Raw genomic sequence first — 24124 nt, 5'->3', positions numbered from 1 at the left:
ATCTTCTCCGCGCTCATGCTCACCATGCTCATGAGCTCGCTCGGGCAGATGATCTTTGTCACCGCGCTGCCCACCATCGTCGGCGAGCTCGGCGGGGTCGAGCACATGAGCTGGGTCATCGCGATGTTCATGCTGACGATGACCATTGCCATGCCGCTCAACGGCAAGCTTGGCGACGCCCTCGGGCGCACCTGGCTCTACCTCGGCTCCATCGGCCTGTTCGTCGCTGGATCTATCTTCGGGGGCCTCGCGGACTCGATGGGCCTGTTGATCCTCGCCCGCGGGATCCAGGGCCTCGGGGCCGGCGGGATGATGGTCAACTCTCAGGCGATCATCGCCGAGATCATCCCCGCCCGCCAGCGCGGGAAGTACATGGGTGCCATGGGCGTGGTCTTCGGCGTCTCCTCCGTGCTCGGACCGGTCCTAGGCGGCTGGTTTACCGAGGGCCCCGGCTGGCGCTGGGCGCTGTGGATCAACGTCCCGTTCGGGCTGGCCGCCATCGCGGTGTCCGCGGCGGTCCTGCGTCTGCGCGGGCGCTCGGACGGCCCGGTGAATTTCGATGTCTTAGGCGCGGTGTTCATGGTGCTGGCCACCGGGGGCATCATCGCGGCCACGACGTGGAAGGACATTGTCCTCATCTGCGCCGCCGTCGTCTTTACTACCCTCTTCGTCGCGGTCGAGATGCGAGCGGCGCAGCCGCTTGTGCCGATGAACCTCTTTGCCAACCGGAACATGGCGCTGACCACCGTGGCAGGGGTAATCCTCGGGTTTTCTATGACGGGGGTGATCGGTTATGTGCCCACCTACCTCCAGATGGTGCACGGCCTCACCCCTACCCAGGCCGGCCTGGTGCTCGTGAGCATGGTCGCCGGGATGCTGCTCGTCGGCGTCTCGGTGGGCTTCGTTATCTCTCGCACCGGGCGGTATAAGGCCTACCCCATTGCCGGGATGGGGATGATCACCCTGTCCCTCGTTGCCCTCTCGAGGCTAGAGGCCTCCTCGCGCCTTGCGTTCCTCGCGGCCTGCCTCTTCTGCTTCGGTGTGGGCATCGGGCTCGTTATGCAGGTCCTCATGTTGATTGTCCAAAACTCGTTCCCGGTAAGCGTCGTGGGCACCGCCACCGCGGCGAACAACTTCTTCCGCCAGCTCGGCTCCGCGCTCGGGGCCTCGCTCGTAGGCTCCCTGTTTATTCATAATCTCGGGGAAAAGCTCGCAGGGGCGTCGATAAGCACGCTGACCCCGGGCGCCGTCGCCGGGCTCCCGCCGGAGCTCAAAGCGGCGGTGGCCACGGGCTATAACGACGCGCTCACCCCGGTGTTCGCGCTCATGGCGCCGCTGACGCTAGGCGCGCTCGTGCTGCTCGCCTGGGTCCGCGAAGACCCGCTTAAAGAGACGATTAGCTAGGCCGGGCTACTTCTCGCCCGGCTTGGGCAGGAGAAGCTCGTAGATGTCGGTGTCGCGCCACTGCCCCTCCATCTCCCCGTAGGACATCTGGGCCATGTGGTGGAACGTGCCCACCTTTTCAAACCCGCGGGAGAGGTGCAGCTGCGCCGAGCCCTCGTTCTCGGGGAAGATCCACGAGTGGATGGACCACTTATCAAGCGCGATACACGTCTCGATGAGCCTGTCGAGCAGGGCTCCTGAGATACCGCGCCCCTGGGCGTCGGGGTGGGTGTAGATGGAGTCTTCCACGACCCCGTGGAAGACGCTGCGCGAGGACGCCTTAGCGGCGGAAACCCAGCCGAGGATGCGCTCGTCATCCTCGGCTGGGGTAGCCACGAACACCGTCTCCATGATTTTGCGGGCCCGGAACTCTTCCCAGCTCGGACCAGCGGTTTCGTAGGTTGCGTGCCCCGATCCCAGCCCCATCTCGTAAATGTCGCGGACCTGCGGGTAGTCGGCCGGGCGGATCGGACGGAGGTTAAATCCGTCGTGGGTTGAATGAGACATGGCCCATATTGTCTAACGAATCCGGCGGGGACGCAATCCGCGGCGAGGCTACTTGACGTTGACGTTTGCCTGGAACTCGCCGTTCGAGCCGCCGCGGGCCCACTCGATGGTGCCGTTTTCAAACTCCTGAACCCAGCCGGAACCGTTCTCGATCTTCTTCTCCGGGGCGACCGGGAAGCCGAGGTTTTGCTCCGGCTCGACGGTGGTCAGCCAGTTGTTAGCGATCTCGCCCCAGGTGGGTGCGCCGCCGGTGTTCTCGTTCCAGGTGACGTAGTGGCCGTTGTCGTAAGAGGCGATCCAGCCACCTTCCTTCTCCTCGACCTTCAACGGCTCGCCCCACGCGGGCTGCTCGGCGTAGGTCTTCATGGCCTCGGCGAGCCCCGCGGGGACCATGGCCTGCTGGCCATCGGCGGTGGTAACCGGAACCGTCTCGCCCTTGGCCTCGGCGGGTGCGGACTCCTTCACCGTGTTGGTCTCGGTTGCCGTCTCCTCGACAGTGGTCTTCTCTCCGGCCCCGCCCTGCTCGGCGGAGGAGCAGGCGGCCAGCCCGGTAGCGAGCATGGCTGCTGCGACTGCGGCGGCGATCGTGCGCTGGGTATTCATTGTGAAAACCTTTCATCTAGGGAATTTTGATTACTTATTCCATAATACAGATAAATCAGATTCCCGCGCCGCCTCGCCCCGCTTACAGCAGCTTCCAGTCCTCCAGGCCCGGGTAGAGCGGGTACTTCTCCGCCAGCGCATCGACGCGGGCGTGAAGGGCCTCGCGGTCGGCGCCCTCGCCATCGATGAGCGTGCGCGCGATCACCTCCGCAACCTCCGCGAAGTCCGCATCGCCGAACCCGCGGGTGGCAAGCGCGGAGGTGCCGATGCGCAGGCCGGAGGTCACCTTCGGCGGGCGCGGGTCGAAAGGCACCGCGTTGCGGTTGACCGTGATGCCCACCTCGTGCAGCAGATCCTCCGCCTGCTGGCCATCCATCGTCGAGTTCCGCAGGTCCACGAGGACGAGGTGGACATCGGTGCCGCCGGAGACGACGTCGACGCCGGCCCCCTTGGCGTCGTCACGCGTGAGGCGCTCGGCGAGGATCTTCGCGCCGTCAATGGTGCGCTGCTGGCGGTCCTTGTACTCGGGCAGGCCCGCGATCTTAAAGGCGGTAGCCTTCGCGGCGATGACGTGCATGAGCGGCCCTCCCTGCTGGCCGGGGAAGACCGTGGAGTTGAGCTTCTTGTGCAGGTCGAGGTCGTTGGTGAGGATGAAGCCGGACCGGGGCCCGCCGATCGTCTTGTGCACGGTGGAGGAGACCACGTGGGCGTGCGGCACCGGGTTGGGGTGCAGGCCGGCAGCAACCAGGCCGGCGAAGTGGGCCATGTCCACCCACAGGTAGGCGCCAACTTCGTCCGCAATCGAGCGGAACTCCGCGAAGTCCTGCTGCCGCGGGTAGGCCGACCACCCCGCGATGATGACCTTCGGCTTGACCTCGCGCGCCTGCTCGCGCAGCTTGTCCATGTCGATGAGGTGGGTATCCTTCTCCACCTGGTAGGCCGCGACGTTGTAGAGGCGGCCGGAGAAGTTGATCTTCATGCCGTGGGTGAGGTGACCGCCGTGCGCGAGGTCGAGGCCGAGGATCGTCTCCCCCGGCTCAGCCAGCGCCATGAGGACGGCGGCGTTGGCCTGGGCGCCCGAGTGCGGCTGCACGTTGGCGTACTTCGCGCCGAAGACCTCCTTCGCGCGCTCGCGGGCGAGGTCCTCGATGACGTCAACGTACTCGCAGCCGCCGTAGTAACGGCGGCCCGGGTAGCCCTCGGCGTACTTGTTTGTCAGCACCGATCCCTGGGCCTGGAGCACCGCGCGGGGGACGAAGTTTTCAGAAGCGATCATCTCCAGCGTGTTGCGCTGGCGGCCGAGCTCGCTCACGATGGCCTCGTGGACTTCGGGGTCCAAAGAGGCGAGATCCTGGTAGCGGAAATCCTCGTTCATCTTTCCGGGTCCTTCTTTAGTGGGGGATAGTTTTTAGCCAGTATATGCCCGAGATGACACAATGGGGCCATGTCTCGCGCTGTAGATTCCAGCCCCTACGTCGATTTCAACCGCGGCGACTGGCGTCAGCTGCGCGCCTCCATGCCCCAGCTGCTCACCGCGGTCGAGCTCAACAAGCTCGCCGGCATTGGGGAGAACATCGATCTGGCCGAGGTTGCGGATATCTACCTGCCTGTCGCCCGCCTCATCCACCTACGCGTCGCGGCTGCTCAACGGCTCGGCGCGGCCACCGCAACCTTCCTGGGGGAATCCATGCGGGTGCCGTACATCATCGGCATCGCAGGCTCGGTTGCTGTGGGCAAATCCACCACCGCCCGCGTGCTCCAGGCCCTGCTGCAAAGGGGCAAGACCCACCCCCGGGTCGACCTCGTGACCACAGATGGGTTCCTCTACCCCACCGCGGTGTTGCGGGAGCGCGGCCTGCTCGAGCGCAAGGGGTTCCCAGAGTCCTACGACCGGCGCGAGTTCATGAGGTTTATCACCGACGTCAAGTCGGGCGCGAGCGAGGTAGCCGCGCCGGTGTATTCCCACAAGTTCTACGACATCATACCGGGGGAGAAACAGGTCGTCGACCGCCCGGACATCGTCATCCTCGAGGGACTCAACGTGTTACAGACGGGCCCGACGCTGATGGTCTCCGACCTTATCGATTTCTCCATCTACGTCGACGCAAAGACCGAACACATCGAAAAGTGGTACATCGATCGCTTCCTCGAGCTGCGCGAGACCGCGTTTCGCGAGCCCGGCGCCCACTTCGCGCGCTTCGCGCAGCTTTCCGACGCCCAGGCCGCCCGCGAGGCGCGGGAAATCTGGCAATCGATCAACCTGCCCAACCTCGTGGAGAACATCCTGCCCACCCGCGTGCGCGCCTCCCTCGTGCTCCGCAAGGGCGCCGACCACAGCGTAGAGCGGGTGCGAATGCGCAAGCTCTAGGGCCTTAGGTGTGCCTTACTTGCCGAAGCGTCTTGAGCGTTTCGAATAGTCGCGCAGGGCGCGCAGGAAATCGATCTTCCGAAACGCTGGCCAGTATGTATCGGTAAACCAGATCTCCGAGTAGGCCGCCTGCCAGAGCAAGAACCCGCTTAAGCGCTGCTCCCCCGAGGTCCGAATCACCAGGTCCGGGTCCGGCTGGCCAGATGTGTAGAGGTGCGCCTCGATCGAATCCGCTGTGACGGCCTGAACAATCTCCTCCGCCGACCTTCCCGCGTCCGCTTCCTCGGCCACCAGCGTCCGCACCGCGTCGACGATCTCCTGGCGCCCGCCGTAGCCCACGGCAATGTTGACGGTCAGCCCCACCTTGTCCGTCGTAGCCTGCGCGGAGCGCTGCATGCCCGCGGCCACCTCCGCGGGCAGGAGCTCTAAGTGCCCGACGAGCCTAACGCGGCAGGAATGGTCGTCGGCCGCGAGGTCTTCGATAACGCCGGAGATGATATTGAAAAGCAGCTCAACCTCTTCGGTCGTGCGCTTGAGGTTTTCCGTCGAGAGCAGGTAGATGGTGACCACCTCGATCTCCATCTCCGCGGCCCAGCGCACCAGCTCGCCGATCTTCGCCGCGCCCGCGCGGTGCCCGTGGGAGACGTCGACGTACCCGGACTCGCGGGCCCAGCGGCGGTTACCGTCGGCCATCACCGCGATGTGTCGCGGCCCCTTCTTTCCGCGCAGCTCACGCTTCAGCCTCGCCTCGTAGAAGGGGTAGAGGAATTTCACCAGCGCAGTCACGGGCTCCACTCTACAGCCCCCTGCGCACCCCTATAGGTACGACGTACGACTGAGGTCGCGCAGGCCTGCCTCTTCCATCGCCGCGTCGATCGCCTCGCGGTCGAAAGGGTCGATGCCGTGCTGCTCGGCGAAGAGGCGGCGCCGGTTGAACCGCGAGAGGCGGCGGTGGAAGGCGTAGCCGATCCCGAGGATGACCACCCCCAGCACGACGAGAATGAAAAGCCCGACCGGCGAGGCTTTGCCGAACTCCGGGCCGACCGGGGTCTCCGGCGGTGCCTGGGCAACCACCCACATCGCCGCGTGCGTCGCCGTCGTCACTGTGCATCCTCCTCTATGCCCGCGAACAGATCATCTTCCGGTAGGTGGGTGGTCACGCGGGTGCGGGCGAGCTCGAACTCCTCCGTCGGCCACACCTCCCGCTGGTCCTCGATCGGGCTGGCTAAAAACGCGCCGGCCGGATCGATCTGGGTCGCGTGCGCCGTCAGCGCGGCGGCGCGGTGTTCGAAGTAGTCCGCGCACTCGATGCGGGTGGTCACCCGCGACATCACGTCGGCCTCGTTTTCCGCCCAGCGCTTGATCATGTACCCGTACGGACTCGGCTTGCCTTGGTCAAGGAGGCGGTCGTGCAGCAGCTGCATGCGCTGCAGGATGAACCCGTGGGTGTAATAGAGTTTCAGCGGCGTCCAGGGCTCACCCTCCTCGGGCGCAAACCCCGCGTCTCCCGCGAGCTCCCACGCGCGCATGGAGATCTCGTGCACCTTGAGGTGGTCGGGGTGGGGGTACCCGCCGTTTTCGTCGTAGGTGATGATGACGTGCGGCCGAAACTCCCTGATGACGCGGACGAGAGACCGCGTGGCTTCCAGCGTATCGACGAGCGCGAAGCACCCCTCGGGCAGGGGCGGGAGCGGGTCGCCCTCGGGCAACCCGGAATCGACGTAGCCCATCCACTCGTGCTCGACGCCGAGCGCGGCGGCCGCGCGGGCCATCTCTTCTCGGCGCACCGTGGTCATGTTCTCTAGCACGCCGGGGCGATCCATCGCCGGGTTCAAGATGTCGCCGCGCTGACCGTCGGTGCAGGTGACCACCTTGACGCGGTGCCCTTGATCCGCGTAGCGCGCCAGGGTCGCCGCTCCCTTCGAAGACTCGTCGTCCGGGTGAGCGTGAACTGCTAGTAGGCGCATACCGCTTCTCCAGCCGTGTGTGGTGATGACTTCATGAACGGCCCCCCATCTTAGTACCATCGACGTAGCATCGACGCGAACACCCGCTTACTCTAAGGACCATCTCGACGTGACTCCCCCCGCACCCCCGCGCGCACGCTACTCTGCCAACCCCGCTTCCGGGCCGGGGGGCAAGGTGTTCGCCATCGCCGCAACGCTCATGGTGCTGCTCGTCATCGTCGCGGGCGCTACTCGATTGCTTCAGCGCCTGCAGGTGCCGGTGTCGGCCAACTTTGTCACGCAAGAAGCGATTGACGACGCCTCCACGAAGCTTTGGATCGACATCACCCGCAAAGACCCCTCGGTGCCATCGTATTGCATCGTCACCGCGGTGGATTACGACTTCGCTGAGGTGGGGCGTCGTGAAGTGATCGTACCCGCGGGGGGCGAGAAGCTCACCCACGTCGGCATCGAGCTCCCCGTGCGCGCCCCCGCGGTTTCCGGCCGGGTCTATGGGTGCTCAACCGATATCCCCTTCTACATGGATGTCACCCCCTAGCTGCGTGATAGAATTCGCCGGCGAGTATTCCATGTAATCCCCAGTGACGGAAGGTGCATCCCGCATGGCTGAAGCCCAGAAGCAGTACATCACCCCGGAGATGAAGGCGAAGCTCGAAAACGAGCTGCAGGCCCTCATCGACAACCGCCCGGTCATCGCCGCGGAGATCAACGAACGCCGCGAAGAGGGCGACCTGAAGGAAAACGCCGGCTACGACGCGGCGCGCGAGCAGCAGGACCAGGAGGAGGCCCGGATCAAGCAGATCTCGGAGATCCTGGCCAACACCACGACCGAGCGCGCCGGCATCGTCGAGGGCGTCGCCCAGGTCGGGTCCGTCGTCCACGTCTACTACAACGGTGACGAGAGCGACAAGGAAACCTTCCTCATCGGCACCCGCGCCGCCTCAACCGACAACAAGGACCTGGAGACCTACTCCGAGAGCTCCCCGCTCGGTGCCGCCGTTGTCGGTGCCTCCGAGGGCGAGACGCGCACCTACCTCGCGCCGAACGGCCGCGAGATTTCGGTCACCGTCGTCACCGCGGAGCCGTATGATTCGGATAAGGCCGCAACCCCACGCTCGCGCTCGTAGAGAAGGATCACAGACTGTGAATAGCAAGCACACCTCCAAAGCCATCGCCGCCGGATTCTTCGCGCTCGCCGCGCTCGGGCTAGCGGCGTGCTCCCCGCCTCACCAGGTCGACTCCGCGGAGAAGGTTGACACCGCCACCACGCAAGACCCGCGCTCCCTGGCGGGCGCTGCGCAGGCCAGCGCGGAATCAGCACCGCGCTCCAACGTCGCCGAAGCCGCAGCACCGATCGAGGCTTCCGGCACCCCCGTCTTCATCGACTGCGGCAAGCCGGCGGGTTCCGAGCCAAAGCGCATCACCCTGTCGTGCCAGGACCAGAACGACTTTATTGAGGACATCACCTGGGACGAGTGGAGCTCCACCATCGCCACCGGCACCGGCACGCGCGTCACAGTTGACCCGGACCGCCGGGTTGAGAACACCGAGATCGTGCTCGGCAGCCCGCAGGAAGTCAACGGCGGCCTCCAGTACACGACGGTGAGCGTCGCTGGCGTCTCGGTCAACCCGGGTACCCAGTACTAGCCCCCGAAAACTGAAAAATCCCGCCCGGTGGCGTCTGGGCGGGATTTTTGTCGCCTGTGCTAGTCGCGTTGCGCCTGCGAGAGCAGGTGCAGGATCTCGGTGTAGAGCCACACGAGTGTTACCGCGAGGCCGAGAGCGACGCCCCAGGCCATCTCGGACGGTGCGCCGGTGCGCACGAGCTTGTCCGCGAGGTCGAAATCCTGCAGGAAGGACAGCGCGGCCAAGATGATGCACACGATGCCGAAGATGATGGCGAGCGGGCCACCGTCGCGCAGCGGGTTCATGCCCGTGAAAAGGAACAGCACAAGGTTACCCAAAGCCATGATGGCCACGCCGAAGATTGCCCCGGTGAGGATGCGGTTAAACCGCGGGGTGACCTTCACCGCGCCGGTCTTGTAGACGTAGAGCATGCCGAGGAACACGCCGAGGGTGCCGAGGATTGCCTGGGCAATCATCGCGCCCGCGTTCGCGTTCCCGATCACCCAGCCCGACATGACGACGGAGAATCCGCCGACGAAGAGGCCCTCGAAGACCGCATAGATCAGGGTCACGGTGCGGGAACCGAAGTTCTTGCCAAAGCTGTGGACCAAGACGGTGATAAAACCACCGATGGCGCCGACGAAGGTCAGAATCGAGGTCAGGCCGGGGTTACCGGTCAGAGCGATCGCCGTGTTGGCCACCGCGCACGCGACGATAACCGCGAGGGTGATGCCGGTCTTGGTCACGACATCATCAACAGTCATCGGGCGGCGGGTGCTTGGCTGGTAGTTCTGCTGGTACCCGTAGCCCGCCTCGCTTCCCGCCTGCGGGAGCTGGGACAAGACAGGGTTGTTGCTTCTCACTATCCCCGTTTTCCTTTCATGGTGAGGGATTGGTACGTACTCATAGAGCTATAACGAACTATTCAGGCGGATAGTTCCCACGAACATTGCCGACATGCTGCATACTCAGCGCCTCCGCCTTCGTCCCTGGATGCGCAGCGACGCGCCCCCTTGGCGCGCACAGGGTGTGTCACGTTTACTCTTTAGAGGTGTGAATGCCGCCCTATCGCACTACGACCGCGCGTGCGACCGCGTCGCCGCTCAGGTCATCGCTGAGTATTCCACCAGCTTCTCGCTGGCCACGCGCCTGCTCGGCCCCGCGGTACGGCGGGACGTGCGCAACCTCTACGCCATGGCCCGCATCGCCGACGAGATCGTCGACGGTGCGGGAGGGAGCGAGAAAGCTGCGCTTCTCGATACCTACGAGGCCAGCGTCCGCCGCGCATCGGCGACGCGTTTCCACACCGATCCGGTCCTCCATGCTTTCGCGAACAGCGCTCGCCGCTGCCGCTTCGACGACTCCCACCTCGAGGCGTTTTTCGCCTCGATGCGCCGCGACCTGACACAGAGGTCCTATGCCCCGGCAGAGTTCGAGTCCTACGTGTATGGTTCAGCCGAGGTCATCGGTCTCATGTGCGTCAATGCGTTCCTCGCCGATGCCCCAGTCGATGCCGACGTGCGCCGCGAGCTCGATTCCGGGGCACGCGCACTCGGATCGGCCTTCCAAAAGGTCAATTTCCTGCGCGACTTAGGCGAGGATCACAACGAGCTCGGCCGCACCTACTTTCCCCGGCTTATTGGTCGCGAACTTGACGACCATGCCAAGGCGGGGCTCGTCGCCGAGATCCGTTCCGAGCTCGCGCGCGCCGAGCGCGCCATCGCTCTACTACCGCGCTCCTGCCGCGCCGGTGTTGCCGCGGCGCACGCCATCTTCACCGAGCTCACTAACCTTATCGACGCCACCCCTGCAGCTGCGTTGGCATCTGCACGCATCTCCGTGTCAAACCACCGCAAGCTCTACCTCGCCGCCAGGGCACTGGGGAGGCACCGTGGCTGAGCGCACCGCGATCGTCATCGGCGCCGGGGTCGCCGGTCTCGCCACCGCAGCGCTGCTCGGGCGCGAGGGGTTTCGCGTCACCGTCATCGAGCGCCTGGGCGAGGTCGGCGGCCGGGCGGGAGAGGAAACCATCGACGGCTACCGCTTCGACACAGGGCCGTCGTGGTATCTCATGCCGGAGGCGTTCGACCACTTCTTCGGGATCTTCGGCCTGCGCGCGTCCGACGTGCTCGACCTTGTCGATCTCGCCCCGGCCTACCGAATCTTCCCGGAGGATGAAGAGCCTCTCGATGTCTACTCGGGCCGCGACCGCGCCATCGCTCTTTTCGACGCCATCGAGCCCGGCGCAGGCCCCACCCTCTCTGCCTATCTCGACTCTGCGGCCGAGGCCTACCACCTGGCCGTCGAGCACTTCCTATACACCACCTTCGACTCTCCCCGTCCGTTTTTCTCGCGCTCCCTGCGCGGCCGCTACCTCAAATTGGCGCGGTTGTTGACAGAAGGGCTTGAGGGGGTCGTCGAGAAGAAATTTCGCGATCGGCGGCTGCGCCAGATTTTGACTTACCCGGCAGTTTTCCTCTCCTCGCACCCCGCACGAACGCCCTCGCTCTACCACCTCATGAGCCATACCGACCTCGTGGAGGGCGTGCGCTACCCGCGCCGCGGCTTCTCCGCCGTCGTCTCGGCGCTCGCCTCCCTGGCCTGCGAGAATGGCGCCGAGATCCGCCTAAACGCGGATGTCGAGGCGATTACCTATTCCGGCTCAAGCGCCACAGGCGTGCGCCTGACGGATGGGACCTGGCTGCTTGCTGACGCCGTTGTGTCCACGGCAGACCTGCACTTCACCGAGACTCGGCTTCTGCCTCCATCCAAGCGCACCTTCAGCGACCTCTGGTTCGCGGCGCGCGACCCCGGGATCGGCGCCGTGCTCGTCATGCTGGGAACCGACAAGAAGCTGCCCCAGCTTGCACACCATAATTTGCTTTTCAGCCGGGACTGGGAGCCGGATTTCGATGCTGTGTTTGACAGCCGCGACGGGGCATCGCGGTCGATCTACGTGTCCAAGCCATCAGCAACGGATCCCTCCACCGCGCCCGCGGGTTGCGAGAACCTTTTCGTCCTCATCCCCGTCGCCGCGGCGGAGGGTTTCGGGCACGGCGACCTGTACGAGGACGTCGCGTCCCCGGCCGTCGCCTCGCTTGGCGACGCCGCCATCGACCGCATCGGGTCCTGGTGCGGGATCGAGAACTTCCGAGACCACATTACCGTTGCGCGTACGCTCGGCCCCACCGACTTCGCGAGTCGCTACAACGCGTGGTCGGGTGGTGCCCTCGGCCCAGCACACACGCTGCGCGGATCGGCTTTCCTGCGCGGGCGCAACGCATCGAAGAAGCTGAGCAACCTCTATTACGCGGGCGCGACGACGCTACCCGGCGTGGGTGTGCCAATGTGCCTGATCAGCGCGGAGAACGTCATCGCCCGAATGGGTCGCTCGCGATAAGTCTCGCGATTCTCGCCTCGTAGTCTGCGAGGGGCTCGCCTCCTTCCTCGGGATTCCAGGGGTGCTCGTAATACATCTCGGGTGGTATCTCAAAGGGGAAGCGCATTTTAAACTCAGCCTCGAGCGCGTCCAATGCGCTCTCGCAGGCGGCGCGGTTCCCGGTGGCGTCGAACTCGTCGAGGATCTTGTGCCCCCGAGCGTAAAACGTTGTCACCCTATCCCTTTCCCTGCGCCTCGCGTCGAGGTTGATGTTCCACCTCGGGTTACGCTGGTTGAGTTGCTCGCCAATGAACCCCTCCGGCTCGGCGAGCGCGTACGTGCCGTCTCCGAATAGCCACACCACGTCGCCCGTGACCGGGTCCGGAACGTAGTATGCGCGCCGGTCGGTCTTCAGATTGTGGTGCGTGGCGCAGAGTGAGTAGAGATTGCTCGGCGTCGTCGCGCCGCCCTCATCGTACGGGACGCGGTGATCGAGCTGGCACTTCTCCGCCGGTCTCTGGCATCCCGGCCACAGGCACACTCCGTCTCTAGCGACCGCATACGCCCTCATGTTCGCGGAGGGAACGTAGCCGTCGATGGCGTGGGCAGCGACGGCATCGAGGTTGACCACGCGCGGCGGGTTGCCCTCAGTAAGCTCGTCGAGGGCCGCCGTGCCCGCCGCATCGGTCCACCCGTGGCCCGGGAAGAACACCGACGCCCCCGGCACAACCTCGCCACTGGGAGTCACCGGGGCGTAGCCAAAAATGGTCACGCGGGGCTGACCGTGCACTCCTCCTGTAAGGATGAGCTGTGCAGCCTCCGCCTCGGTGAGTTTGTGTTCACGCGCAACCTGGCGGCGGTATTCCGCCATCAAGGCACTGGTGGCGTTATCGCATTCGACCGTCAGACCCGAGCGCTTGGCTCCGGAAAACTCATAGAGCGTGAATTTCCCCGCGGGTTTGTCGCGCTCGTCGCGCTTGCGCTGGTTAAAACCGACCCGCTCATCCAACTTCGCGATGAACCGGTGCAGGCGTCGGGTCAACGCCCGCGGCGCAACCAGTGGCTGATCCGCCTTCTTGGGCGTGAACATCGCGGCGAGGTACTCGTCGATCGTCCCGAGCACCTCGGCGGATAATTCCGGGCCAAGTTCGGCCACGACGTTGTCGATGGCGACGAGGCGTTTGACATCGAGCAGCCGAGTCGACTCTTGAATCGCCCGCAGCCAGGGCAGATCCGCCAGGCGCCGGTAGGCGAAGATCGCCTTCTCCACCGTCGCCTTGGACTCCCCCGTTGCCTCCTGGATCCCCGTTACCTCAAGCTCGAAGTCGTCGACGATGTACGTCGGATCGGCCCACGGCGAGTAGAGCTCGAAGTCAATGTCCCGCTTGCGTTGCGCCAGCTCCGCACGTGCATCGCCCGGACGCTGCGTACGGAAGTATCGTTTGACCTGGTCTTTTTCCATCATCCCCCCTTTTCACACGCCATGGTACGCGAACAGGTTTTCTATGTCAATGGCTTTGCGCACCTTTTTTACGCTCTATATAGCTCTTTCGTTCCAATAGTCCAGCGAATTTCACGAACAGGTGGCTAGCATCGCCAAGGCCGCCTATCGCCTGAATGAGGGAAGTGAATGACCTGCATATTGCAGGGAGTACTGATGAAGCTGCGCTTCCCCTCCGCTGTTCTGTGCGTCGCCACGCTGCCTGCTTGCACGCAGACCGCGCAAGTCTTTTCGACGCCTACTCAACCGCCCTCGATGACCGAGAGGCAATCCAAAGTTGCCATCCGCTCGGCTACGTCCCAACCCGCCGAGGACAATTTCTACGATGGCACTGTTGTGAACAGGAGTACCGCGGAGGTCTTAGACGGGCGGGCGTCACCCAACAACGAAAGCCCAGATAACGAATACATCGTGCTCGTTTTCGACTCACCGCGCGGATTAACGGCCCCGAGATTGACATAAAAACCGCGCAGCTCACCAAGATCGACCGGCCCGTGGCGAGAGTACGTCGTCAAGCGCTTACGCATCACTACCGATTCGACAACATGGCACTTCCCCTCCGAAACTGCACTCCCCACTAGGGCTTCCACGCCCCACAACGGGGGCGATCTATACCGTCGAGGAAATGTGGGTGCATTTCCCAAACGCACAGGCAACACTAAGGTTAGCGGCATGAAAACCCTCGCAGCCGCCGTACCGGCCCTCGCCATCGCCTGCTCCGGGGGACCGCTACGTGGCCCTGGGCGAGAGCTATGCCGCAACCGGATCCATCTCCTCCATCCCTGCCCCCGACCCGCGCAGGGTCCTCTGCTCGCGTAGTGACGACAGCTACCCCGAGGTCCTCGCTCAGCACCTCGGCCTCCGCCTCGACAACGCTTCCTGCGGAGGGGCTGTCCCGGGAGCCTATTGGAGCGAATCCCGCCTCGGCACCGTCGTTGTCCCGCCGCAACGCGACGCCGTGACCCCCGATGCTCGCCTCGTGACCATCACTTTCGGCGGTAACCCGTGGGTCATCTCACCCGTCGCCCCAGCCTGCTTGCCGACGTCCCTGGGCGCTCCAACACCGTGCCCGCAGGCGGTCTCCCAGGTCGATAGGGCGTCGATCGCGAGGCAGCTCACCGACATCGTGCGCGACGTCGCGGCCAGCGAAGGTGTCGGCTACGGCTTCCTCACCGGCGGCTGGGCACGCCCCGTCGCCGATGCTTCTAAGCGTGCCCCCAGTGGGACTCGAACCCACACTGCGCGGATTTTAAGTCCGCTGCCTCTGCCGATTGGGCTATAGGGGCGTGCCCCGATACTTTACTCGCTCAGCGAGAAAACCTTGGCTTCGGCCCCGAACATCTCTGCCAGGAAGTCCGAGACCCACTGCACCAACTCGGTGTCGCGCAGTGTCGGCTGGTTGATGCCTTGGGCCACCCTTGGTAGCGGTACCTGGAGCACCTTCGCCGCGGCGCGGTAGTTCGCCCCTGGGTAGAGGCGCTTGAGGCGTACCTGCTTGGAATCGGGCAGATCGACGGGCTGGAACTTGATCCGGGTGCCTTGGACGAGGATGTCGCTGATCCCGACGCTGCGCGCCTGGTGGCGCAGGCGCGCGACCTGCATGAGGCGGGTCACCTCGTCCGGCAGCGGCCCAAAGCGATCGGCCATTTCCTCGGCGACGGCGTCCAAGGAGGCGTCGTCACGCGCCTGCGCGAGCTTGCGGTAGATCTCCAGGCGCAGGCGCTCCGAGTTGACGTAGGTCTCGGGGATGTGGGCGTCAACAGGCAGGTCAACGCGGATCTCCTTGGGCGTGGAATCGGTCGCGTCAACGGGCTCACCGGACATCATCGCCTTGAACGTCTCGACGGCCTCGCCCACGAGCCGAACGTACATGTCGAAGCCGACGCCGGCGATGTGGCCGGACTGCTCCGCGCCGAGCACGTTGCCCGCCCCACGCATCTCCAGGTCCTTCTGCGCCACCGCGATGCCGGAGCCGAGCTCGTTGTTCTGCGCGATGGTCGCGAGCCTGTCGTAGGAGGTCTCGGTCAGCGTCTTGTCCTTCGGGTACAAGAAATAGGCGTAGGCGCGGTCTCGCGAGCGCCCGACGCGGCCGCGCAGCTGGTGGAGCTGGGACAGGCCCATGTTCTGCGCGTTCTCCACAATCAAGGTGTTCGCGTTGGCGATATCCAGGCCCGTCTCCACGATCGTGGTGCACACGAGGACGTCGTACTCGCGGTTCCAAAAACCCTGGACGGTCTGCTCGAGGACCTGCTCGGACATCTGCCCGTGCGCGACGACGACGCGCGCCTCCGGGACGAGATCCCGCACGCGGCGCGCCGCCTTTTCGATGTCGGCCACCTTGTTATGGATGTAGAAGACCTGGCCGTCGCGCAGCAGTTCGCGCCTGATCGCGGCGGCGATCTGCTTGTCTTCCTGGGGGCCGACGTAGGTGAGCACCGGGTGGCGGTCCTCGGGCGGGGTCGTGATCGAGGTCATCTCGCGGATGCCGGTGAGCGACATCTCGAGGGTGCGCGGGATCGGGGTCGCCGTCATCGTGAGCACGTCGACGTGCGATTTGAGCGCCTTGATGTGCTCCTTGTGCTCGACGCCGAAGCGCTGCTCCTCGTCGACGATGATAAGCCCCAGGTTCTTCCACTGCACGCCGGTGGCGAGCAGGCGGTGGGTGCCGATGACCACGTCGACGGAGCCGTCCGCAAGCCCGGCGATGATCTCCTTGGAGTCCGCCGCCGAAGTGAAGCGGGAGAGCTCACGGATGTTCACGCCGAAGCCCGCCATGCGCTCGCTAAACGTCGAGAAATGCTGCTGCGCAAGCAGCGTCGTCGGCACGAGTACCGCAACCTGCGTGCCGTCCTGGACGGCCTTGAACGCCGCGCGCACGGCAACCTCGGTCTTGCCGAACCCGACGTCGCCGACGATGACACGATCCATCGGCGTCGGCTTTTCCATATCCTCTTTCACCGCCTCGATGGCCGTCATCTGGTCCTCCGTCTCGACGAACGGGAAGCGCTCCTCCATCTCCTGCTGCCAGGGCGTATCCGGGGCGAACGCGTGGCCCGGCGCGGCCTGGCGCTTGGCGTAGAGCTCCACGAGCTCGCCAGCGATCTCGCGCACGGCCGCGCGCGCCTTCCGCTTGGTGGCCTTCCAATCCGAGCCGCCCATTTTGCTTAACGACGGCTGCTCACCGCCCGAGTACTTCGACAACAAATCGAGGGACTCCATGGGCACCCAGAGCTGGTCGTTGGGCTGCCCCCGCTTCGCCGGCTGGTATTCGAGCACGATGTATTCCCGGCGGGAATCTCCGTCTCCTGCCTTGATGGTGCGCTCGGCCATCTTCACGAACTTCCCGATGCCGTGGGTGTCGTGCACCACGAAATCCCCCGGCTTCAGCGCCAGCGGGTCGACGCGGTTTCGGCGCTTGCGCGCCCGGCGCTTGGCACCGGCGATATCGCCGACGCGGTTACCGGTCAGGTCCGTCTCCGTGACTACCACCATGTTCGGCCCGGGAAAGACCACGCCTGCGTGAGAGAGACCCTGGTAGACGGTGACTTTGCCGTCGACAGGCTCGAGGCCCGGCGTGGCGATGCGCGCGGAGATCCCGTGCTCGCGCAGCCTCTCCGCGAAGCGCTCCACCGTGCCCTTGGCCGGGGCGATAAAGGCGGCAGTACCGCCATTGGACTGCACGTGGAGCTTCAAGGTGGCAAAGAGCTGCTCAATCGCGCGTGGATCACCCTTCGGCGCCGGGGCGGAGGAAAACTCCAAGGGCAGCGTTTCGGCATCGTCGGCGCTAAACATCCCCGGCGCCGCGAAAGTCCACCAGGAGTTCCCCGCCTTGCGCGCGGAAGCCTCGAGGGATTCGAACGAGCGATACGACGACGCCGAGACGTCGAGGCCCTCGACCGCGACCGGGCCCTGCGCCCCCATCGCCGCGGCCTCCCAGCCCGCCTCGAGGAACTCGCGGTCAGTAGCCTCCAGGTCCGCGATGCGGGCCCGGACCTTCTCAGGCGACGTCACCACGACGATGGAGCCCTCCGGTAGCAGCTCGGGCAGGGCCTTATAGGGCGCGTCGGTGAGCACCGGGATGAGCGCCTCCATGCCGTCGGCGTGGTGATGTTCGGAAATCCGCGTCAAAAGCTGCACGAGCGTCGGGTTACCAGGGTGATCCTCCGCGAGCTGTCGGGCCTTGGCGGCGACTGAGTCGTCGATAAGCAGCTGGCGCGCGGGGTAGAGCTCAGTGCGCGAGACGGGATCGATCGTGCGCTGGTCGGCGACGGAAAAGGTGCGGATGTCCGTGACCTCGTCGCCCCAAAACTCGATGCGCACGGGGTGCTCCCCCGTGGTGGGGAAGACATCGATCAGCCCGCCGCGCGTGGCAAACTCCCCGCGCTTGGCCACCATATCGACGTGGTCGTAGGCGAACCCGTTGATCCGGCGCACCAGCTCCGTGAAGTCGTACTCCTGTGCGGTGCTAATCGTAATGGGCTCCACCGCCGGCAAGACCGGCTGGCACGCGCCGCGCGCCGCGGTGACGATCACGCGCGGGAGCTCGTGGAGCACCTTCGCGCGAGCGCCCACCACATCCGCCGCCGGGGAAAGCCGCTCGTGCGGCAGCGTCTCAAGCGCCGGGAAGTAAGCCACGTTTGCAGGCCCAATGAGCGCGGCGAGCTCCGCGCTGAGATCTTCCGCCTCGTGCCCCGTCGCGGTGACGAGCAACACCGGGGCCTCCCGCGAGAGCGCCGCGGTGGCCCAGCTGCGCACCTGGTCAATCCCGGTGATGTGGAGGCGAGACTGGCCGACGTTGTTCATCAGCCCCTGAAGCTTGGGATCCGTCAAGGCGCGCGCGAGCACGCCACCTAGGGCAGGTGCGGTATTGGACATACGGTATTACACAATTCCCTTCGCGGTCGCGATGATCTTCGGCTGCGCCTCGAGCCCGGCGAGACCATTCCAACAAAGATTTGCCACGTGCGTGGCCACAGCGAACTTATCCGGCGAGCGCTGATCAAGCCACCACAGCGCCGTCAAGGACACCGCCCCGACGATCGCCTGGGCGTGGAGTGCCGCGAGCTGCGAGTCGAGTCCGCGGTGGAGAAATGCCTCCCCGAGTAGGAAGGACACTTCCTCGGTGACGGTGTTCATCAACGTCGAGTAGCTGCGCTGGCCTCCCGGCAGCTGCCCATGGACGAGGAGGACGAACCCGTCCGTGTGATCCTCTACGTACGTCAAAAGCGCCAAGATCCCGTTTTCGATCCGCTCCCTCCACCGGCCCTCGCCGATGGAGCTCACGATCGAGTCGTAGAGGCGAGCGTGCTCCGTTTCGACGACCGCCCGGTAGAGGCCCTCCTTGCCACCGAAGTGCTCGTAGAGCACCGGCTTGGACACCCCTGCGCGGGTGGCGATCTCCTCGACAGAAATCGCATCAAATCCCCGATCTGCAAAAGCCGCCCGGCCGACCTCAATGAGTTGCTCCCGGCGCTGTGGGCCGGTCATACGCTGTCGAGCCATGTTCATTACTCTACCGGGGCGGCGATGGGTTACACTATCGGCTAACAATTCCCCATGGTGTAATTGGCAACACTACGGTTTTTGGTACCGTCATTCTAGGTTCGAGTCCTGGTGGGGAAGCGCTATCCTGGTCCGCGTGGAACACCAGGAATACAACGCACGCCGGTTCATCTGGGCCAATGGTCTCCAGGCGATCGGCGACGAGATCGTCGCCGCCAAGACACTTTTGCCGTGGCTGTTCACCTCCGCGGGAGTGCCCTCCTTCTTCGCGGGCCTCCTCGTCCCCGTGCGCGAGTCCGGTTCCCTGCTGCCCCAGGCCGCGCTGAGTCCGTGGGTGAGCTCGAAGCCGAGCCGCAAGAAGGTCTGGCTGATCGGCTCCTGGGGGCAGGCGGCATCCGCCGTCGGCGTCGCTGTGTGCGCGGCCACGCTCCGCGGCGTCGCGCTCGGCATCGGCGTGATCGCCTGCCTGGCGGCGTTGAGCATCTTCCGCGCCATCTGCTCGATCTCCGGCAAGGACGTTCAGGGGCGCACCGTCGAGAAGGGGCGCCGCGGGCTCATCACGGGCCGCGCGACGGCGCTGGCCGGGGCCTTCACCCTTGCCATCGGCCTGGCCATGATGCTCCTGCCGGGCGAGCCGCCGCGCTGGATCATCGTCGCCCTGCTCGCCTTCGGGGCCTCGACGTGGGCGCTGGCCTCCCTGGTCTTTGCCGGGGTGCGAGAGCCCGTCGCCGAACTCGGCTCCGCGGCCGCCAGTGACGAACAGGAGGGCTGGCTCAAGGCCACGTGGAACCTCGTTTCCCAGGACAAGCAGCTGCGCTCCTTCCTCATCGTGCGCTCGATGATGCTCGTCACCGCTCTCTCCACGCCCTACATCGTGATCCTCGCCCAACAGAACGGGGCGAATCTTTCGAGCCTGGGCGCCTTTATCATTGCCTCGGGCGGGGCCTCGCTGCTCGGCGGGAGGATCTCGGGAATCTGGTCGGACCGCTCCTCGAAGCTCACTATGGCGCTGGCCGCCGCCTTCGCCTCGACGGTGATTGTGGTGCTGCTGGTGTGCGCCGACGTGGCGTCGCCGCGCGTGAACGCCATCGCGATGCCGGTAGGCTTCTTCGCCATCAACCTCGCACATACAACGATCCGTGTGAGCCGCAAAACCTACCTGGTGGACATGGCCGACGGGGAGCGACGCACCCTCATCACAGGCGCCTCGAACACCGTGATGGGGATCATCCTGCTCGTCGTGGGAGCACTGAGCTCCGCCGCGGCCACCGTGAGCACCCAGGCGGCGCTGATCGTCCTCGCCGCCCTCGGCGCGGCGGGGGTCGTGGGGGCGTGGAACCTCAAAGACGTCAACAAGGATGTCAACAAGGATGTCTAGGTGTGGCGTTATGCTAAATGCCATGAGTGACCACACCCCATGCGCCGTGATCGTCCTCGCGGCCGGCGCAGGAACGCGCATGAAATCCGCCACGCAGAAAACCCTCCACGAAATAGGGGGGCGCAGCCTCCTGGCCCACAGCCTGCACGCGGCGGCCGCGGTGAACCCCGAGCACGTCGTCGCCGTCGTGGGCCACCAGCGTGACCAGGTCTCCCCCGCCGTCGACGCGATATCGGCCGAGCTCGGGGTGGAGGTCCGGCAGGCCGTCCAGGCCGAGCAAAACGGCACCGGGCACGCCGTCGCCTGCGGCCTGAGCGCGATCGAGGGCTTTAACGGCACGGTCGTGGTAACCAACGGCGACGTCCCGCTCCTGCGCCCGGAGACGATCTCCTCGCTCGTGGCCGCGCACACGGAGGCGCGCGCGGCCGTCACGGTGCTCTCTATCGTGCTCGACAACCCCACCGGCTACGGTCGGATCGTGCGAGACGAAGGCGGCCAGGTCCTCAAGATCGTCGAGGAAAAGGACGCCGACGACGAGACCCGGAGCATCACCGAGGTCAACTCCGGGGTCTTCGCCTTCGACGGTGCCGTGCTGCGCGATGCACTCGGGCGCATCACGACCGACAACGCCCAAGGCGAGCTCTACATCACCGATGTCCTCGGCATCGCGCGGTCCGATGGCCTCAGCGTCTCCGCCCACCGCGCCCCGGACCCGGGCGAGCTCGCCGGCGTCAACGACCGCGTTCAGCTCGCCGCCGCCGGCCGCGAGCTCAACCGCCGCCTCGTCGAGCGCGCCATGCGTGGCGGGGCGACCGTCGTCGACCCGGCAACAACCTGGATCGGCGTCGACGTCGTCGTGGGATCCGACGTGGTGATCCACCCCGGCACCCAACTGTGGGGCTCTACCGTCATCGGCGACAACGCCGAAGTCGGGCCCGATACGACGCTCACCGACGTCGAGGTTGGCCCCGGCGCCTGCGTGGTGCGCTCCCACGGCTCCGGCAGCGTGATCGGTGAGGGCGCCACCGTCGGGCCGTATACCTACCTGCGCCCGGGCACGCGCCTCGGCTCATCCGGCAAGCTAGGGGCGTTCGTCGAATCGAAAAACGCCACCATCGGGACTGGCTCGAAGGTCCCGCACCTGACCTACATCGGCGACGCCACCGTGGGCGAGCACTCCAACATCGGATGCGCGAGCGTGTTCGCCAACTACGACGGGGTAAACAAGCATCACACCACCATCGGCAGCCACGTGCGCGCAGGCTCCGACACCATCTTCGTCGCCCCCGTGACCGTGGGGGACGGCGCGTATACGGGCGCGGGTACAGTGGTCACGGACGATGTTCCGGCGGGCGCGCTCGCGGTGAGGGAAGGGCGGCAGCGCAACATCGAAGGCTGGGTCGAGCGCCGCCGCCCTGGGACGGATTCGGCGGACGCCGCCGCACACGCACGACAAAAGTAAAGGATTGCTTCTCTATGACCGGTTACACCACCGAAAACCACAAGGATCTCAAAGTCTTTTCCGGACGCGCCCACTCCAAGCTGGCCGAGGCGGTGGCCGCCGAGCTCGGCATCGAGCTCGTTCCTACCACCGCTCGCGACTTCGCCAACGGCGAGATCTTTATCCGTTTCGAGGAATCCGTCCGCGGCGCCGACTGTTTTGTGATGCAATCCCACTGCCAGCCGATCAACACGTGGCTCATGGAACAGCTCATCATGATTGACGCCCTCAAGCGCGGCTCCGCCAAGCGAATCACGGCGATCGTCCCCTTCTACCCCTACGCGCGCCAGGACAAGAAGCACCGCGGGCGCGAGCCGATCTCCGCTCGCCTCGTCGCCGATCTTTTCGCCGCGGCAGGCGCGGACCGCCTCGTCGCCGTCGACCTGCACACTGACCAGATCCAGGGTTTCTTCGATGGCCCGGTCGATCACATGCACGCTATGCCGATCCTCACCGAATACATCAAGTCGAAGTACTCGATGGATAACCTCTGCGTCGTCTCCCCCGACGCCGGTCGCGTCAAGCAGGCCGAGAAGTGGGCCAATACTCTTGGCGACGCCCCCATGGCCTTCGTCCATAAGACCCGCGACATCGACGCGGCCAACCAGGTCGTCTCCAACCGCGTGGTCGGCGATGTCGAGGGCAAGGACTGCGTGCTCATGGACGACATGATCGACACCGGCGGAACGATCGCCGGCGCCGTCGGTGTGCTCAAGGACGCCGGTGCGAAATCCGTGATCATCGCCTGCACCCACGGCGTGTTCTCCGACCCGGCCCGCGAGCGGCTCAGCAGCTGCGGCGCCGAGGAGGTCATCACCACCGACACACTGCCGCAGAACACCGAGGGCTGGGAAAACCTCACTGTCCTCTCGATCGCCCCGCTGCTGGCGAAGACAATCCGCGAGATCTTCGAAAACGGCTCGGTAACGACCCTTTTCGAGGGACAGGCTTAGGCCCGGCAAAGCAGTCATATACCCTTGTCGCCATGGAGGCGACTAAAAGGCGCGCGATTGCGGCGACCACCGTAGGCACGGCGATCGAGTGGTGCGACTTCTTCCTCTACGCAGCGGTCGCGGGGTTGGTGTTTGAAGACCTTATGTTCGGCCCCTCGCCCCGGGGGCGTCGACCATAGTGTCCTTTGCCTCCGTGGGAATTTCCTTTCTGTTTCGTCCCCTCGGCGCGTTCCTCGCCGGGCACTTCGCCGATCGAATCGGGCGCCGCGCAGTGCTCATGACCACCCTGGTCATGATGGGCGGGGCGACGACGCTCATCGGCCTCGTACCCACTTACGCCACGGCGGGCGCGCTCGCCCCGATCCTCCTCGTATCGCTGCGCCTCATTCAGGGCCTCTCGGCTGGCGGGGAGTGGGGATCGGCCGTTTTGCTCGCCGTCGAACACGCCCCGGCGGGCAAGCGCGGGCTCTTTAGCGCAGGACCCCAGATCGGCGCGCCGGCCGGCTTGTTGTTGTCTTCAGCGGCGCTCGCTGTAGTCAACATCGTCGCCCCAGGGGATGCCTTTACCGAGTGGGGTTGGCGGGTGCCCTTCCTCCTCTCCTTCCCCCTCATGATCGTGGCCTGGTGGGTTCGCGTGCGCGTGGACGAATCCCCCGTCTACGAGCGCATGGCTGCAGAGCGCGAACGCACACCACGCGCCCCCATCGCAACCCTCTTCGCGCGCTTCAGCCCGCTCGTGCTCGCCGGCGCGCTTCTGTTCGCCGCCAACGGCACTGCCGGTTACATGACAACGGGCGGCTACATCCAGAAGTACGCCACGAACGAGCACGGCATGCCGAGGGGCGACATCCTCTGGGCGGTCACGGCCGCCGCCGCCGTGTGGCTTGCCTCTACCGCCGTTACCGGTTGGCTCTCCGACCGGGTCGGGCGCAAACGCACCCTTGTTGTGGGGTTTGTGGTCCAGGCTTTAGGCGTGGTCGCGTTGTTCCCCCTCGTCAATACGGCCTCTCTCCCGAAAGTCTACGCCGGCCTATTCCTCGTGGCTGTCGGGCTTGGACTTACCTACGGGCAGATCGGGGCGCTGTTCGCCGAACTCTTCCCGGCCTCGATCCGGGCCTCGGGTGCGTCGATCAGCTACGCCCTCGGTGCGATCCTTGGCGGCGCTTTTGCGCCCACGATCGCCGCAGCACTCCGCGAATCCACCGGTTCGACCACGGCGATCACGGCCTACCTGCTCGCGGCCGCGCTGGTCGGGCTGGCAGTCTCGCTGCTCCTGCGGGACCGGACAGACATCCCGCTCGGCCACGAGCATGAAAAAGAGCAGTCGGTCGGCCATTTTGTGTGGCAACCTGCGGCTGTTAGGATGTAGCGGTCTCGGCGAGGGCCTCAATACGGG

At 65.4% G+C, this 24124-nt stretch carries 22 protein-coding genes and 1 tRNA gene; 12 read left to right on the top strand and 11 right to left on the bottom strand.

What is annotated here, in order from left to right:
* Window positions 1–15 precede the first annotated feature (15 nt).
* The gene (locus tag C3E79_RS03915) at window positions 16–1404 is read left to right on the top strand and encodes an MDR family MFS transporter (RefSeq protein WP_108405037.1); all 1389 of its coding nucleotides are present in this window, start codon (window positions 16–18) and stop codon (window positions 1402–1404) included.
* 6 nt (window positions 1405–1410) lie between these two features.
* Here the strand turns inward: C3E79_RS03915 and C3E79_RS03910 are convergent, their stop codons facing one another.
* From C3E79_RS03910 to glyA, 3 genes are all read right to left on the bottom strand, one after another.
* Entirely contained in the window at window positions 1411–1950 is a 540-nt protein-coding gene (locus C3E79_RS03910; protein WP_108403736.1) for a GNAT family N-acetyltransferase, read from the bottom strand.
* Between the two features lie 48 nt (window positions 1951–1998).
* A complete protein-coding gene (locus C3E79_RS03905; protein ID WP_108403735.1) occupies window positions 1999–2553 on the bottom strand; it encodes an LGFP repeat-containing protein in 555 nt (184 codons plus the stop codon).
* Between the two features lie 82 nt (window positions 2554–2635).
* The gene (glyA, locus tag C3E79_RS03900) at window positions 2636–3928 is read right to left on the bottom strand and encodes a serine hydroxymethyltransferase (RefSeq protein WP_108403734.1); all 1293 of its coding nucleotides are present in this window, start codon (window positions 3926–3928) and stop codon (window positions 2636–2638) included.
* Window positions 3929–3997: 69 nt separating this feature from the next.
* Here glyA and coaA point away from each other — a divergent pair, with 69 nt between their 5' ends.
* The gene (coaA, locus tag C3E79_RS03895) at window positions 3998–4921 is read left to right on the top strand and encodes a type I pantothenate kinase (RefSeq protein ID WP_108403732.1); all 924 of its coding nucleotides are present in this window, start codon (window positions 3998–4000) and stop codon (window positions 4919–4921) included.
* A 15-nt stretch (window positions 4922–4936) separates the two neighbouring features.
* Here the strand turns inward: coaA and C3E79_RS03890 are convergent, their stop codons facing one another.
* The 3 genes from C3E79_RS03890 to mca are packed head-to-tail and all read right to left on the bottom strand — an operon-like array spanning window position 4937 to window position 6888.
* Window positions 4937–5707 carry an isoprenyl transferase gene (locus C3E79_RS03890; protein ID WP_108403731.1) on the bottom strand — a complete coding sequence of 257 codons (771 nt, stop codon included), beginning with the start codon at window positions 5705–5707 and terminating at the stop codon, window positions 4937–4939.
* Window positions 5708–5737: 30 nt separating this feature from the next.
* Window positions 5738–6001 (bottom strand): hypothetical protein, encoded by a 264-nt coding sequence (locus C3E79_RS03885; RefSeq protein ID WP_108405036.1) that lies wholly within the window; start codon window positions 5999–6001, stop codon window positions 5738–5740.
* Window positions 6002–6021: 20 nt separating this feature from the next.
* Window positions 6022–6888, bottom strand: coding sequence for a mycothiol conjugate amidase Mca (gene mca / locus C3E79_RS03880; RefSeq protein WP_108403730.1), 867 nt, complete (start codon window positions 6886–6888; stop codon window positions 6022–6024).
* A gap of 109 nt (window positions 6889–6997) precedes the next feature.
* On the opposite strand from mca, the gene C3E79_RS03875 reads away from it, so the two are divergent.
* The 3 genes from C3E79_RS03875 (at window position 6998) to C3E79_RS03865 (ending at window position 8535) form a co-directional block, all read left to right on the top strand.
* On the top strand, window positions 6998–7426 hold the full coding sequence (locus tag C3E79_RS03875; protein ID WP_235840634.1) for a DUF4307 domain-containing protein: 429 nt from the start codon (window positions 6998–7000) through the stop codon (window positions 7424–7426).
* Window positions 7427–7490: 64 nt separating this feature from the next.
* Complete coding sequence (gene greA / locus C3E79_RS03870; protein WP_108403729.1) at window positions 7491–8015, top strand: transcription elongation factor GreA; 525 nt, start codon at window positions 7491–7493, stop codon at window positions 8013–8015.
* 16 nt (window positions 8016–8031) lie between these two features.
* Window positions 8032–8535 carry a hypothetical protein gene (locus tag C3E79_RS03865; RefSeq protein WP_108403727.1) on the top strand — a complete coding sequence of 168 codons (504 nt, stop codon included), beginning with the start codon at window positions 8032–8034 and terminating at the stop codon, window positions 8533–8535.
* 59 nt (window positions 8536–8594) lie between these two features.
* Here C3E79_RS03865 and C3E79_RS03860 read toward each other — a convergent pair whose 3' ends face one another.
* Window positions 8595–9377 (bottom strand): Bax inhibitor-1/YccA family protein, encoded by a 783-nt coding sequence (locus tag C3E79_RS03860; protein ID WP_108403726.1) that lies wholly within the window; start codon window positions 9375–9377, stop codon window positions 8595–8597.
* 190 nt (window positions 9378–9567) lie between these two features.
* Between C3E79_RS03860 and C3E79_RS11585 the strand changes: the two genes are divergently transcribed.
* Window positions 9568–10413: a phytoene/squalene synthase family protein gene (locus C3E79_RS11585; protein ID WP_235840635.1), complete on the top strand. Its 846-nt coding sequence runs from the start codon at window positions 9568–9570 to the stop codon at window positions 10411–10413.
* Window positions 10406–11914 (top strand): phytoene desaturase family protein, encoded by a 1509-nt coding sequence (gene crtI, locus C3E79_RS03855; protein WP_235840636.1) that lies wholly within the window; start codon window positions 10406–10408, stop codon window positions 11912–11914. The genes C3E79_RS11585 and crtI overlap by 8 nt, the downstream gene beginning before the upstream one ends.
* On the opposite strand, the gene C3E79_RS03850 is transcribed toward crtI, so the two are convergent.
* From C3E79_RS03850 to C3E79_RS03830, 4 genes are all read right to left on the bottom strand, one after another.
* Window positions 11886–13355 (bottom strand): HNH endonuclease signature motif containing protein, encoded by a 1470-nt coding sequence (locus C3E79_RS03850; protein ID WP_235840637.1) that lies wholly within the window; start codon window positions 13353–13355, stop codon window positions 11886–11888. The genes crtI and C3E79_RS03850 overlap by 29 nt on opposite strands.
* Window positions 13356–14606: 1251 nt before the next feature.
* Window positions 14607–14680, bottom strand: a tRNA-Leu gene (locus tag C3E79_RS03840).
* Window positions 14681–14693: 13 nt separating this feature from the next.
* A complete protein-coding gene (mfd, locus tag C3E79_RS03835; protein WP_108403720.1) occupies window positions 14694–18269 on the bottom strand; it encodes a transcription-repair coupling factor in 3576 nt (1191 codons plus the stop codon).
* 6 nt (window positions 18270–18275) lie between these two features.
* Complete coding sequence (locus C3E79_RS03830) at window positions 18276–18896, bottom strand: TetR/AcrR family transcriptional regulator (RefSeq protein ID WP_179948314.1); 621 nt, start codon at window positions 18894–18896, stop codon at window positions 18276–18278.
* A gap of 136 nt (window positions 18897–19032) precedes the next feature.
* On the opposite strand from C3E79_RS03830, the gene C3E79_RS03820 reads away from it, so the two are divergent.
* The 5 genes from C3E79_RS03820 to C3E79_RS03805 are packed head-to-tail and all read left to right on the top strand — an operon-like array spanning window position 19033 to window position 24097.
* On the top strand, window positions 19033–20274 hold the full coding sequence (locus tag C3E79_RS03820) for an MFS transporter (RefSeq protein WP_108403717.1): 1242 nt from the start codon (window positions 19033–19035) through the stop codon (window positions 20272–20274).
* A gap of 22 nt (window positions 20275–20296) precedes the next feature.
* Complete coding sequence (gene glmU, locus C3E79_RS03815) at window positions 20297–21736, top strand: bifunctional UDP-N-acetylglucosamine diphosphorylase/glucosamine-1-phosphate N-acetyltransferase GlmU (protein ID WP_108403715.1); 1440 nt, start codon at window positions 20297–20299, stop codon at window positions 21734–21736.
* Window positions 21737–21750: 14 nt separating this feature from the next.
* On the top strand, window positions 21751–22728 hold the full coding sequence (locus C3E79_RS03810) for a ribose-phosphate diphosphokinase (RefSeq protein WP_108403713.1): 978 nt from the start codon (window positions 21751–21753) through the stop codon (window positions 22726–22728).
* Window positions 22729–22760: 32 nt separating this feature from the next.
* On the top strand, window positions 22761–22907 hold the full coding sequence (locus C3E79_RS11745) for a hypothetical protein (RefSeq protein WP_328587440.1): 147 nt from the start codon (window positions 22761–22763) through the stop codon (window positions 22905–22907).
* Between the two features lie 14 nt (window positions 22908–22921).
* A complete protein-coding gene (locus tag C3E79_RS03805; RefSeq protein ID WP_328587441.1) occupies window positions 22922–24097 on the top strand; it encodes an MFS transporter in 1176 nt (391 codons plus the stop codon).
* Window positions 24098–24124: the final 27 nt, after the last annotated feature.

The sequence above is a fragment of the Corynebacterium liangguodongii genome (assembly GCF_003070865.1).
Taxonomy (GTDB): domain Bacteria; phylum Actinomycetota; class Actinomycetes; order Mycobacteriales; family Mycobacteriaceae; genus Corynebacterium; species Corynebacterium liangguodongii.
Note: the sequence above shows the minus strand (reverse complement) of the source record. Positions and strands in the feature narration are given on the sequence as shown.